Source organism: Comamonas testosteroni ATCC 11996 (assembly GCF_000241525.1).
GTDB classification, from domain to species: Bacteria; Pseudomonadota; Gammaproteobacteria; order Burkholderiales; family Burkholderiaceae_C; genus Comamonas; species Comamonas testosteroni.
In genome coordinates this window covers 95,471-108,545 of sequence record NZ_AHIL01000026.1, presented here as the reverse complement: position 1 = coordinate 108,545, position 13,075 = coordinate 95,471, and the positions used below count along the sequence as shown (strand labels likewise).

13 protein-coding genes are annotated in these 13,075 nt (G+C 58.5%); 10 read left to right on the top strand and 3 right to left on the bottom strand.

Annotated elements, in window-relative coordinates:
• The first annotated feature begins 114 nt into the window (after nt 1-114).
• The 7 genes from CTATCC11996_RS10100 to CTATCC11996_RS10075 all read left to right on the top strand — a co-directional run bounded on the left by CTATCC11996_RS10100 (nt 115) and on the right by CTATCC11996_RS10075 (nt 5,898).
• Nucleotides 115-1,593, top strand: coding sequence for a metal-dependent hydrolase family protein (locus CTATCC11996_RS10100; RefSeq protein WP_034348679.1), 1,479 nt, complete (start codon nt 115-117; stop codon nt 1,591-1,593).
• Between the two features lie 9 nt (nt 1,594-1,602).
• On the top strand, nt 1,603-2,364 hold the full coding sequence (locus CTATCC11996_RS10095; RefSeq protein WP_003075730.1) for a porin family protein: 762 nt from the start codon (nt 1,603-1,605) through the stop codon (nt 2,362-2,364).
• 329 nt (nt 2,365-2,693) lie between these two features.
• Nucleotides 2,694-3,554: a hypothetical protein gene (locus tag CTATCC11996_RS10090; RefSeq protein ID WP_003075729.1), complete on the top strand. Its 861-nt coding sequence runs from the start codon at nt 2,694-2,696 to the stop codon at nt 3,552-3,554.
• 514 nt (nt 3,555-4,068) lie between these two features.
• Entirely contained in the window at nt 4,069-4,263 is a 195-nt protein-coding gene (locus CTATCC11996_RS10085; protein ID WP_003075727.1) for a hypothetical protein, read from the top strand.
• Nucleotides 4,264-4,331: 68 nt separating this feature from the next.
• Nucleotides 4,332-4,679, top strand: a complete 348-nt coding sequence (locus CTATCC11996_RS10080) for a PRC-barrel domain-containing protein (protein WP_003075726.1) — start codon at nt 4,332-4,334, stop codon at nt 4,677-4,679.
• A 526-nt stretch (nt 4,680-5,205) separates the two neighbouring features.
• On the top strand, nt 5,206-5,454 hold the full coding sequence (locus CTATCC11996_RS25820; protein ID WP_162097105.1) for a hypothetical protein: 249 nt from the start codon (nt 5,206-5,208) through the stop codon (nt 5,452-5,454).
• Between the two features lie 249 nt (nt 5,455-5,703).
• Nucleotides 5,704-5,898, top strand: coding sequence for a hypothetical protein (locus CTATCC11996_RS10075; RefSeq protein WP_003053971.1), 195 nt, complete (start codon nt 5,704-5,706; stop codon nt 5,896-5,898).
• A 252-nt stretch (nt 5,899-6,150) separates the two neighbouring features.
• On the opposite strand, the gene CTATCC11996_RS10070 is transcribed toward CTATCC11996_RS10075, so the two are convergent.
• Both CTATCC11996_RS10070 and CTATCC11996_RS10065 read right to left on the bottom strand, forming a co-directional pair.
• Entirely contained in the window at nt 6,151-6,531 is a 381-nt protein-coding gene (locus CTATCC11996_RS10070; protein WP_034348789.1) for a cupin domain-containing protein, read from the bottom strand.
• Between the two features lie 573 nt (nt 6,532-7,104).
• A complete protein-coding gene (locus CTATCC11996_RS10065; protein WP_034348676.1) occupies nt 7,105-7,350 on the bottom strand; it encodes a putative hemolysin in 246 nt (81 codons plus the stop codon).
• Between the two features lie 321 nt (nt 7,351-7,671).
• Here CTATCC11996_RS10065 and CTATCC11996_RS10060 point away from each other — a divergent pair, with 321 nt between their 5' ends.
• Together CTATCC11996_RS10060 and CTATCC11996_RS10055 are read left to right on the top strand one after the other, a co-directional pair.
• Nucleotides 7,672-8,889 carry a GGDEF domain-containing protein gene (locus tag CTATCC11996_RS10060; RefSeq protein WP_003075723.1) on the top strand — a complete coding sequence of 406 codons (1,218 nt, stop codon included), beginning with the start codon at nt 7,672-7,674 and terminating at the stop codon, nt 8,887-8,889.
• A 150-nt stretch (nt 8,890-9,039) separates the two neighbouring features.
• On the top strand, nt 9,040-9,819 hold the full coding sequence (locus tag CTATCC11996_RS10055; RefSeq protein WP_003075722.1) for a YoaK family protein: 780 nt from the start codon (nt 9,040-9,042) through the stop codon (nt 9,817-9,819).
• A gap of 14 nt (nt 9,820-9,833) precedes the next feature.
• Here the strand turns inward: CTATCC11996_RS10055 and CTATCC11996_RS10050 are convergent, their stop codons facing one another.
• Nucleotides 9,834-11,000, bottom strand: coding sequence for a GGDEF domain-containing protein (locus CTATCC11996_RS10050; RefSeq protein ID WP_003075721.1), 1,167 nt, complete (start codon nt 10,998-11,000; stop codon nt 9,834-9,836).
• 1,051 nt (nt 11,001-12,051) lie between these two features.
• Between CTATCC11996_RS10050 and CTATCC11996_RS10040 the strand changes: the two genes are divergently transcribed.
• A complete protein-coding gene (locus tag CTATCC11996_RS10040) occupies nt 12,052-13,071 on the top strand; it encodes a D-2-hydroxyacid dehydrogenase family protein (RefSeq protein WP_003075717.1) in 1,020 nt (339 codons plus the stop codon).
• Nucleotides 13,072-13,075 lie beyond the last annotated feature (4 nt).

Genomic DNA, 13,075 nt, shown 5'->3' with positions numbered 1-13,075 from the left:
TTTTTCATGGGCCGATCGTCGTGTAGCATCGGTGCATCAAATTGTGAATCTTCGGTTCCATTTGTCACGCCTGCCGCGGCGTCTTTGTTCATTCAGCACAAGGGGAGAGAGCAGATGAGTAACGCAATCGCTACTGACGGCGACCTGGCCTGGAAGACCGGCCCGATTCGCCCCAGAGCCTGCACCTGCGGCAGCGTGGTGTGCCAATTGCTGCATGAGCGGGTAATGACCGATATGTCGCGCCGCATGTTTGTGGGCGGAGTGGCCGCTATGATGGCGCCGTTCGTGGGCCTGCATGCGGCCGAGCCCGGTGCCGGCGGCATGCCCAAGCAGGCCGACCGCCCCGTGTTGCTGACCAATCTGCGCCTGTTTGACGGCACGGGCAAGTCCGTGCGCCAGGGCGTGCAGGTGCTGATCCAGGGCAAGGTGATTGCTGCCCTGCCCTCTGCCGGCGAGAAGGTGGAAGGCGCCCAGGTGATCGATTGCCAGGGCAAGCTGGTGATGCCGGGCATGATCGATACGCACTGGCACACCATGCTGGCGGCCGTGCCGCAGATGACGGCCATGACGGCAGATCTGGGCTATCTCTATATCTCCGCCGCGCAAGAGGCGCAGCGCACGCTGATGCGCGGCTTCACCTCGGTACGCGATGCGGGCGGGCCGGCCTTTGCGCTCAAGCGCGCGATCGACGAGGGCATGGTGCCGGGCCCGCGCATCTACCCCAGCGGGGCGATGATTTCTCAGACTTCGGGCCATGGCGACTTCCGCCTGCGCAGCGATATCCCGCGTGCGGCGAACGAGTCGCTGAGCATGGTGGAGCAAGTCGGCGTGGCCATGATTGCGGATGGCGAGACCGAGGTGCTGCGCCGCGTGCGAGAGCAGTTGATGCTGGGTGCCTCGCAGATCAAGATGCTGGCTGGCGGCGGCGTGGCATCGATGTACGACCCGCTGGACAGCACCCAGTTCACCGAGAAGGAGCTGCGTGCTGGCGTGGAAGCCGCCGCAGACTGGAACACCTATGTGATGTCGCATGTTTACACGCCCAAAGGCATCAAGCGGGCCATCAAAGCAGGCGTGAAGAGCATCGAACACGGCCAGTTGGCCGACGAGGAAAGCGTGCGCATGATGCGCGACGAAGGCGTGTGGTGGAGCCTGCAGCCGTTTCTACAGGACGAGGACGCCAACCCTTATACGGATGCAGTGCGGCGCGAGAGCCAGTCGCGCGTGGCCCAGGGCACGGTGCGCGCCTATGAGATGGCGCAGAAGTACGGCATCAAGACGGGCTGGGGCACGGACATTCTGTTCAGCCCCAAGGGCACTGTCACACAGGGCAAGCAACTAGCCAAGCTGACGCGCTTTTACGACCCCATGACGCTGCTGAAGCAGGCCACGGGCACCAACGGCGAACTGCTGGCCCTGTCGGGCGAGCGCAACCCCTATCCCCAGCCGCTGGGCCGCATCGCCGCTGGCGCATTTGCCGATCTTCTGGTGGCCGATGGCGACCCGACGGTGAATCTGGACTTTCTGAGCAACCCGGAACAGAACCTGCGCCTGATCATGAAGGACGGCAAGGTGTACAAGAACACGCTGTAAGGCAGACAAATGATCCAGCACATCAACACCAGTGCGGGCATGGCAGCGGCGGCGCTGGCCGTGGGACTGCTGGCAGGCACGCCGGCCTGGGCGCAGGACAAGGCGGCGGCCGATGCATGGCGCTATCAGCTCACGCCCTATGTATGGATGACGGGACTGGACGGCAGCGTCCGCCCGTTCAGGGGAGCGCCCACCGTGACCGTGAACAAGTCGTTCTCGGACATTCTGGAGAATCTGGACGCTGCAGCATTTGTGAATGGCACGGCGCGCAAGGGCAGCTATGTGCTGCAGGGCGACTTCAGCTACGCTGCCACATCGGACCAGGCCGCCCTGCCCCTGGGCCTGAGTGCCAAGGCCAAGATTCGTCAGACCTCACTGACTATGACGGGCGGGCACAACTGGATGCTGAGCCCTCAATCGAGCTTCGACCTGATGGCCGGCCTGCGCCTGTGGCAGATCAAGGCCGAAGTGAATGTGCCAGGGGTGGGTTCGGCGCAATCCAACACCTCGTTCGTCGACCCGGTGGTCGCCGCACGCTGGCGCTACGACATTGCGCCGCGCTGGTCCAGCTTGCTGTATGCCGATATGGGCGGGCTGGATGTGGGCTCGAAGTTCACCTGGCAGGTTCATGCCTCGGTGAACTACCAGGTCAAGGAAAACATTTTTGTGTCCGTAGGCTACCGCCACCTGAGCGTGAACTACCGTGACAATGGCAAGCGACTGGACTTCAGCCAGAGCGGCCCGATCGTCGGAGCGACGCTCAGGTTCTGATCACCACCAGCGGATAGACAATACCCGGCCCGGCAGACCAGCGGTCTGCAATGCCACATACAGCAATCACTGCGGGCGAACCGCGTTGCGTCAGGCCTCAGTAGCGCTGGATTAACTGGTGTGCGATCTCACTTAGTTTCAGCGCATGGAGTCTCCTCAACCGCATGAGGAGTCTGAGCCTGAAAAAGTGCTCGCAACACCACCACAGCGTAAACCTGGGGCGTGCGCACTCATTGCTGCAGTCCGCCTTTAGCCGCCCGCGCCGGGCGACAATGTCAAAGCCGCACCAACTGAGCAAAACAAGAAATCCGACAGGCCACGAGGCATCAATGAATCGCACCGAATTTCTGCAACAGCCCGAAGTCATAGGCTTTACCGACTGGCTTGCAGCCACACTCCCCCAGCGACAGGTTCAGTTGAACATTCGCTCTTCCAGCTACGTACCCAAGGGCTTGACAGCCACTACCCGTTTTGCCGATCTGGTACCTCGCCACTACCGCTGGCGAGCGACTGGCCTCGCAACGGGCGACTGGGCCGAGTCGTGCATCAAGACAAGCGCTCTTTCTGCCAAGCTGCGCGCTGCCGTACAGGCCAACGATGCGACAGCCACCCTGGCCGCCTGTAGCGATGTGCTGGACTGGGGCGGCGAGCGCAACCCCAAGGAAGGCGCGCGGCCCTTTCTTGTGGGCCTTGGCACTAACATCAGCCACTACATTGCCCGGACCCACCAGGAAATGGCGCTTGGCTCGGCCAGCCTGCGCACCGGCTTTCCGACAGTGCAGCTCATGAACTCCATGCTCACCAAGGTGCACGCCTTTTATTCAGCCGAAGGCTTGCCCATCTATGACTCGCGGGTCAGCGCCGCAGCGGCTGCACTGGTGGAGTTCTGGCGCCGCAGTAGCGGCACGCGCCCCCTGCCCGATACGCTGAGTTTCCCGTTGGCCGGCGGCAGCCAGAAGCCCCAGCACAAACTGGCTTGCCTCTTTGACCAGCCACCGTCGCCGGGCACCCTGCTCTACACCAGCCAAAGCACGCCCCAGCGCTGGGCTGGCGCCAAGGTACGGCTGGCCTGGGTAATGGCCGAAACCCTGCGCAAGACCCCCAGCCTGTTTTCAGGCCAGCCTGATCGCATGCGCGCCATGGAAGCTTCACTCTTCATGGTGGGCTACGACCTGAACTGCCTGGCCTGAACAGAAAAAACCCCTGCCAACCAGCTGCTGCTGGGGATTTTCTCCGCACCCAGGAATCTGGGGCAAATAGGCCTCCAGCCCTTATCAACCAAACGCCGGAAGCTATCAAAACAGCTAGCTCTGGGAAAAGCCAATGTGCCTGTCGAATGCGGACAAGGGCAAGGCGGCAAGGCTGGCTGGAATCACGGCAGCGCCCTCCACCAAAGCATAAGGCCAGCCGGTGGACCCGATCTAGGGTACTGCGGTTGGAACGACTCGCATCAGGGCGGCAGAAACCGCAACCCTGAATGGGCCCGGAACCCACCATACCCTGCAGCGTGTCCTGATGAATACTGTGAGGAATATCGAGAGTTCCGCCTCAAACGTAAACCAAATGCTACGTAATGGCGGCTCACTCACAGTTTTCAGGCTTGCGCCCCGTTCTCCTACAGAAGGGTTTTCCATGGCTCGGCGACCATGCACCCACAGCAAGCCAACCCGGTTTGCTGATCACCAGCCTGAAGGAGTGAAGGAAATGACGCAACAAGCGAACCAGCAGCACAGCCCCAGCCAACAGGACAAGCAGCAACAACAGCAAAACCCTGGGCAACGCCAACCAGGCCAGAGTACCAGCCAGCCCGGCCAGCAGCAGCAGCAAACCCCAGGACAGCAGAAGACCCCTGCTCAGCAACAGCAGCCTGGGCAGCAGCACAAACCGCCCCAGCAGTGAAAGTGAGCGCCTCAGCGCTGGCCCAGCTTGCCAGCGTTGTTCTGTACCACGCAAAGAAAGGAGCAGGAATGCAGTTAGCCTCACCTGTCATCTCATCCGATCGTGTCAACGGCACCAACGTCTACAACCCCAACGGCGACAAGCTGGGAGCTATCGACTCACTGATGATCGACAAGCTCACTGGCAAGATTCGATATGCAGTGATGCAGTTTGGTGGTTTCCTGGGCATCGGCTCAGATCTCTACCCACTGCCGTGGGATAGCCTCAAATACGAACCCAGCCAAGGCGGGTACGTGGTTTCCGTCACCAAGGAACGGCTTGAAAACGCCCCTCACTACAAGGGAGGCACCTTGCCCGAATACACCGACGACTACGGCCGCCGTGTCTATGACCACTACGGTGTGCCCTTTGTCTAGCCCTGGCACGCAGCCACACATGCGCTAGTGCCCAAACTCAAGAAGAACCGCAGGCCGGTCAGCGCCGGCCGCCAACCAATTGGAGTTCAGCCCACCTCGCGGTCGGCTTTTTTTTGCGCGGAGATTTTCAAATGTAGCCTCCCGGCCCCGCGGGCCTTAAGCGCGACCTCTCCCCGCAGGGTCAAGCGGGGCCATCTGGTGTGATTGTTCCAGGTACAAGGTATTGCTCAAGATCGAGGCCTGAAATACGCTTTGACGATGCCGTGCGTAGTGCACCAACTGTGAGCTGCGGTCTGAGCGGTCACACCAGATGGTGACGTTACCCATCGCTTTCTGCCGAGCCTGAGGTTCTCTATCCTCCCTCCGCTTCCCCAGGCACGCCGCAAGGCATCGGCCTTTACGCATAAGCCCACCCGCCAACGCCGGTGGGCTTTTTCTTTGCAGGCAGACACTCGGTGCGGCCATGCAACACTGGGGTCGACGTCTGTTGACGCGCTGTACAGGGCAAAATTAAACTACTGTACAAATGAACAGCACTGATGAAAATAACAGTAAAATTCAAAGCAACAGTTTGCTGCACCAGAGCGCGAAGCGCATTCACTTCATACCTTCGTTGGTTTCGCCCGCTCGCAAGAGCGCTGGCCTTTTTTATTCGCCCCCGCCCATTCAGCGGACCTGCCTCTCGCCAAAAGGAGATTCCATGCTGTACAGCACCGTTCCTCAACCCGTTGATGAAGACCTCGTGCAGCGCCTGCGCGAGAAGGGGGGCTTGTGAAATGGCCACACATCCCCACCGCCCTGCTCGCGCTGCTCCTCGCAGCCCTGCTCTTGATAGCCCCAGCCTTGGAACAAGGCTACTGACCGCCGCGCAATGGAGCCTCACTCTCCTGGGGATCGTTTGCCTCATCGGCGTGGCCGTCGTCATTGCCACCACCCCGCAAGCCTGGCCGCTGTGAACGGTCAACCTCATCGATTTTGATAGCTACAGGCGTTTTCCTGACAAGCGCCAGACCGGAGAAATATCATGGAAAAGATCATCGAATCCCTGATCCTCGTCGCCGCCATCTTCATGGGCGTACTGTGGCTTGCCACCCCCAACGCCCAGGCGGACGAACCCACCACCCTCACCAAATCCGTGCGCGACGAATTCGCATGCCCGGGCATGCACGCCGAATGGCTGGACGCTCACACCGTCCAGTGCCTGCGCGAAAAGCCCTGATCTGCCGCCAAGCCCTGCAGCCCGCAAGATAGCTAGTTCAATCTAGACGATGCCATCAGTAGCAGAGCACTTTCAAATGCAGATAGGGCAAGTGCAACGGGATCACCAATTCAGAAGCCCGGAAGCGCCCTCCAAGCAGACAAAGCCCGCAAGGCTCCAAACCTGACAGGCTTTTTGTTTGCCAAGTGGTCGGCATGTACCACCGCCACATCAATCTGTTATGTCGCAAGCCCGCAAGCACTTGCGCGGGCATTATTCGGAAGGTTTTGCGTAGACGTCTGCGCTTAGTACCTCAAGACCGACAAAGGGTTCATTCCCTTCAACCCAGGCGTCATGACCGGGTGGGATGGCGTAGGACTCCCCTGCGCTGAGCATTTTCTGAGAGCCGTCCTGCATTTGAACAGTGAGCTTTCCCGAAACGACATGTCCCACATGCGAGAGTTGGCAGTAGTCGGTCTTCACCACGGGCTTGATGCATTCGGACCAGCGCCATCCGGGCTCAAAGTTGAACCGCCCAATCGTGTAGCCCTGAAGCTTTACGAGCTCCACGCGAGTTTTGCTAGGTGTACGAAGTTCATCGGGCTCGCTGTGCGACCTGACTTCTAGCTTCTCAACGCTGACTGGAGTGGCCATGACTTTCTCCTTCATAAGAGCTGCACCTCGAGCCCCCAAGGAATTCTTCAGGTATAGCTGGTGAGCCGAAGGACAGATGAAAAAACTTATCACTATGTCATTCGCATGGCATTGCCAGGAGCGCTTATCAGTTACCAATTGCTGCATGCGGCACGGCACCTCCTGCGCCGCCCAATCCACGGCTGACAGCAAAAAGCATGCTTCGACATACAGGGGGCCAACGCTACCCATCCAAAGCGCCACAAGTTCGCACAGATTTTTCAGATTTGCATACAGCTAGCAGATCGAATGCAGCTGCACCAAGAAGGGCATGACCTCTTTGCGCAGACCCAGGACGGCGCGGTGCCGACTGTTTTGAGCACAGCCAATGCCTTACCCATTGGTAAAGCCGGCTGAACTGTCCAGGTCCCGCCCACCCAGCCTGCGCCGTGTGAGTTTGTTTGCCTTCCATTCACGCAGACACGATGGGACATGCCGCTCCCTTGGCCTCAGCGAGGTAGGTGCCCGCGTCATCCACTGCGCACCAGGCGCCCACTAGCACTTGAACCCGCTGATGTGAAGACTACGGCGCGGTTACTTTGCAGGGTGGTCGCGGCGGAACAGCTCCCACTCGTCGATTTCCGTGCCATTGGGCAGCACGCAGATGCCGCGCTCTCCGGCTGTGGTCTTCTCGATGCGGGTCTTGCCGCCCAGCTTGGCGCAGTACACCGATGCGGGGTTGGCCATACCGATCACAGGCGCAGCGGGCTGAGGCTGGGCGCAACCGCTGATGGCAAGTGCAGAAAGTACTGCGCTGGTAGTTCCAAGTGCTTTTTTCATGGACTCAATGTAGCAAATGCCGCCTTTTTCAATTGAGCCGCCAAAAATCCTGATACGCATCAATCCCTCGTTTCCTTCATCCATATGGGCTAAGGGTTGGCACCGACGATGTTGGCAGCACTCTGTCAGCCAATGTCACTTTTAGTTATTTCACCTCCAAAAAAGGAAAAGTGAACTGTCAGAAATCGCAAGAAGTTGTTAATTTCTGATCCGGAAGATGAGCGGCTGACACATTAATGGCCGCCTTGGCATTTAGATTTGACTAGAGATATGGCCAGTCTGGCCTATCTGTTGGTGATCACTAGCAGAAGGGCTGTGTGTATGCATACGAGCAACGACCACATCTTTGTGTTGATGCCATCTCTGTCCCTGCTCTTCTTGGCCGGCCTGCTGGGAGTGTGCTGGGCGACCCAGCCCAAGCAACGCTTTTTGCTCTGGCTGTGCGCCGCTTTCCTGCTAACGGCAATGTCCATCAGCATTCGCAGCGTGCTGAAGTTTGAAGTCCTCAATCACTATGTGGTTCTAGTCAACGCACTGTTTCTGGCGGGAGCTTGGTGTTTTTCCAAGAGCTTTTCAGAGCGTCGGCGTGTACCCACATATCCGCTTGCAGCCCTTGTCTTGTGTGCCGCAACGCTGGCCTCGCTCTACTACTTCGCCAACGTGGCACAGAACCAGGCGGGTCGACTGCACACATTCGGCATAGGCGTAGCACTGATACTCCTGCTGCCAGTGCCAGCAGTTCTCAAACGAGGTCTCACCAACGATTGGCTGGATAGGACTTTGCTGTGGTCCTATCTGTCTTATGCAGTCTTTACCATGCTGCGCCCGACGCTGGTCGCGGCTTTCGCACATAACGGTCTCGGCGATGCCATGGATGCCAACTCTACCTATTGGCTGACAACGCTGATGAGTATTTTGCTTTTTGCCTTGCTCTTCACGGTTTTAGTCTGTGCAGTCACCATCAGGGACACAGTCCGTCAACTGCGCACTGAACGCGACCTGGATGCTTTGACCCAGATACTGAATCGCCGCGCATTCAGGGAAGCCGCACAGCATCGCCTGAGCGACCAGCGCCTGTATCCCATGGCGCTTCTGGCCAGCGACATTGATCACTTCAAACGCATCAACGACAACTGGGGGCATGACAAAGGTGACCAAGTCTTGCAGCTTGTCGCCAGAGCGATGCAGCACAATGTGCGCAGCAATGATCTGGTTGCACGCTTCGGCGGTGAAGAGTTCATGGTTCTGCTGACCAAGATCGATTTGCAAGGTGCCGAGCAAGTCGCCAAGCGCATTGGCCTGGAGTTGAGAAATGACCAGGAAGTATTGCCGAACGGGCCAGCCCTGACACTGAGCTTTGGCATCACTTCAATCAGCAATGCAGACCAGCTTGAAGGTGCACTGAGGCAAGCCGACCAGTTGCTGTACAGCGCCAAGAATGCCGGCCGAGACCGCATTCATGTGGAAGGCCGCACTTACCCAGACATCAGCTTTGAACACACCATACCGACAGACCACCCCATGGCCTTGCTGATGTAAGCCGGCGAACTCGCAAGCCATTGCCATCACGCACCAGGCAGCTCACGTATCCAAGTTGGCCCACAATGATTCCTGCATGGTCGCTGGCAAACCAATTTGTCAGCATTGATGCACCCCGTCATGGGTGCACTTTTGTCAGTGGAATCTTTGATGCGCAGACTTCGCCATCTCACCAACCGGCATCGCACGCCGTCCACCAATATCGCCCTGGGTCTGCTGCTGGCCTTTAACGCGGGCGCAGTCAACGCTGGCGGCTTTCTTGTGCTGCGGATGTATACCTCGCACATGACGGGTTTCGCCTCACAGCTGGCTGACGGCCTGGTGCTTGAGAACGCCAAGCTGCTGCTGAATGCGCTTGGTGCCATCATCGCCTTTACAACTGGCGCGGCCGTCTGTGCGTTGCTGGTGAATTGGGGACGCAAACGCCACCTGTACAGCGTCTATGCCCTGCCGCTGATGCTGGAGGCCGTCATGCTGATTGCCTTCGGCCTGATGGGCACAGTCACCTTGACCTGGAACACTCCCTTCGCAGTGCCGCTGACCGTTCTGCTGCTGTCCTTCATGATGGGTTTGCAAAATGCCGTGGGTTCCAAGACGTCCGGTGGCAGCACTCGCACCACACACATGACCGGCAATTTCACGGATCTGGGAATGGAACTGGGCAAGATGTTTTTCTGGAAGCGCCACGCCAACGCCGGCCTGCAACTGTCGCCCCTGGTTCGGCATGACTGGCGCCGCATGAAGGTGTCCGCTGGGCTGATCTTGATGTTTGTGCTGGGCGGCATTACCGGTGCACTGGGCTTCAAGCATATCGGCTTCATCTGCGTGGTTCCGCTGGCCGCTCTTTTGCTTGTACTGTCCGTGCCGCCATTCATGCGCGACGCAGCGCAGTCCGCCGAGAGGCCGTCACTCTTCAGCAAGAAGAACTGAGTGGAGCCGGCACATCACGCCACTGCCGCAACGTCCCCTGGTCCATGCACGACGACCTGATCGCGCCCGAGCTCCTTGGCCTTGTAGAGTTGCTGGTCAGCCCGCATTACGGCTTCGCGCAGATCACTGCCGAATGTGTTGACCACGATACCCATGCTCAAGGTCACACGCTGGCCATCGGGCAACGGCGCAATGATCTCAACCGCTCCTGCACGAATACGCTGCGCCACACACTGTGCAGTCTCAATGTCTGCATGGGTCAACAGCAGCACAAATTCTTCGCCTCCAAAGCGAGCCACCAGGTCGGAACCACGGACACTTGCCTGTATGACTTCCGCGACAGCCTTGAGAACTCCGTCGCCATACTCGTGCCCCCAGCTGTCGTTGACCCGCTTGAAGTGGTCCAGATCCGCCACCACGATGGAAATCGGCTGTGCTTTTCGATCCCGGGCCAGCGGGTCTGCAAACTCCCAGAAGCCGCGACGATTCAACACGCCAGTCAGCATGTCGTGATTGCGCTCGTCTCTGAGAGTGGCCATTGCATCCCTCATTGAAACGATGAGCATGAGGCCCGAGAACACCAGGCTGAACAATAGCGAGCCCAGCATGGTGACCAACCAGTAAATGGAGCTGAGCATGTCCTGGAGCTCGGTGAATCCCAGAAACAGCACCATGATGGGCCTGAGCACTGTATAGATCGCAAAGGCCCCATATGACCGGTAAAGCAGCTTCTCCAGCCCGTCACGTCTGACTTTTTTTAGAGCAATGGCAGGAAACGGTATGAAGTGAATGATGCCAAGCCCTGTGTTCAGCCAGAGCACTCGCGCAGCAATGTTGTCCTGCACGATGCTGTACTCGTAAAGAGCAGCAACCACGATGATCGATACCAGGGCCGAGATCTTGGGATATGAGGAGACGGAAAACTTTTGAGCGACGCCCCAGGTGCAGAGCCAGGCACCAAGCAGATAGATGGGCCCGGTGTAGACAGCCCACCGAACCAGTTGTCCGTGAGGTGTCAGGCATTGCCAACCCAAGGCAAGCCCCGTGAGTGTCAACCCACAAGCCGTCGAGAGCAGAAACACTGAGCGGCGCTGTGCAAGCCAGCAAAAAGCCATGAGTGCGCCCAGTGCCGCTATGCATACCGGCGCGACCAACAAGTACAGCTGCAAATTGCTAGGCATGAATTGGCGGATCAGAAAAGCTCATTCACGCGGCAACGCAATTGTGGTGACCCATGTTCTGAGACTCAGAAGGTGGAGTCCATTTGCTAAGTGGACTGATAAACGCCCGAATGTTAGCAATTGTGCCGAGAACCCTGCAAATCTCCTCCGAAACACATTGGTTTCCTTGGATCGTCACGAGTCCGTCCAGAAGCAGCAACTCGCGGCCACCCGCACCCGCAGCACTCGCCCCCGGTCTCGTCTTTGAGCGGGATTTTTTTATGACTGAATCAAAGAGGCACCTCTGAGGCAATCGCTCCCAAAATCATCGTCAAAGAAGTCGCTGCTCAACTGACGGGCCTGTTCCGAAAGGTCCTTGAGCGCCTTGCGAGGCAAGACGACCTGCCTCAGCCTCGGCAAATCAGCGCGGAACGCTGACTGGTTAGCGATCTTGACGACCGGGCGAGCAAGCCCTCGTTGTCTCGACTGCAGCCGCCGGAGCACACCGGCGCCAAAAAAGCCTCTCCGCACTCACAGCATCTGCTTGAACAACGGCCTCGAGCCGTAGTGCCGTACGGCTACAACCATTGCTTCTTCTCGGCGTCGTATTTGTGGCAGTTACAGATGCCATCCGCACCGGGAATCACGTCACCTGGAACAGCTTCCCTCACTTCCTTTGGAGGGGTTTGGATACATCAGTGAAACAGGTATCGGCCAAGTCCCGAACTTGATCTGCCGCTTACGCCCGTCTACCGGGGACTTACACCTATAGACACAACTTTTAGCTGACACAACAGCCTTCAGTCGCAACCCAGGACAGCCATGGATCACAATGGCATTCCCATCGGACAGAGCTTTTGCGGCATGGACATCAAGATACATGCAAATTCCTTGGGCCAGCGCAGCTTTCAAAACCTGCGCCAAACCTACGCTAAGCTCTGGAGTGTGTAGGGTGTGCGTAGGGAATCTGGTGGCGTCGATTTGGCGTAAGTTTTCACAGAAGCAATCCTAAGCCTTTGATCGCATTGAATTTCATTCAATAAACTCAGCCACTTATTTAAGGATTCCAGTGGTGAACATCGTTATCCTGGACGATTATCAAGACGCGGTTCGCAAGCTCGATTGCGCCAAGCTGCTCGATGCCTTCAACGCAAAGGTCTATACCAACACCATCAAGGGCGTGGGTCAGCTCTCGGTTCGACTGCGCGACGCGGATGTCATCGTCCTGATTCGCGAGCGCACCCAGATCTCGCGCCAGCTGCTCGATAAACTGCCCCGGCTCAAGCTGATTGCCCAGACGGGCAAGGCTGGCGCCCATATCGATGTGCAGGCCTGCACCGAACGTGGTGTGGCGGTTGCAGAAGGCGTGGGCTCTCCCATTGCTCCGGCGGAGCTGACCTGGTCGCTGATCATGTCGGCCATGCGCCGTCTGCCGCAGTACATCTCCAATCTCAAGCATGGTGCATGGCAGCAGTCCGGACTCAAGGCTGCCTCCATGCCGCCCAACTTCGGACTGGGCAGCGTGCTGCGCGGACGCATGCTTGGCATCTGGGGCTACGGCCGCATCGGGCAACTGGTGGCCGGCTATGGCAAGGCCTTTGGAATGCAGATCTGTGTCTGGGGCAGCGAAGCCTCGCGTCGCAAGGCCGAGGCCGATGGATATCTGAGTGCCCCGTCCAAAGAAGCTTTTTTTGAACAATGCGATGTGCTGTCGCTGCATCTGCGTCTGAACGACGCGACGCGGGGCATCGTGACGGCACAGGAGCTGGCACGCATGAAACCGACAGCCTTGTTCGTCAACACCTCGCGCGCCGAACTGGTGGAGCCCGAAGCCTTGCTATGTGCCTTGAACCGCGGCCGCCCGGGACTGGCCGCGATCGATGTATTCGAGAGCGAGCCGATCTTGCAAGGCCATGCCCTGCTCAGGCTGGAGAACTGCATCTGCACACCCCATATCGGCTACGTGGAGCAGGACAGCTATGAGCTGTATTTCCGTGCGGCGTTCGAGAACGTGGTGAACTTTGCCAACGGCCAGCCCAGCAATATTCTGAATCCTGAAGTTTTCAGCGGCCCACTGCGCTTGAACCGCTAACCGC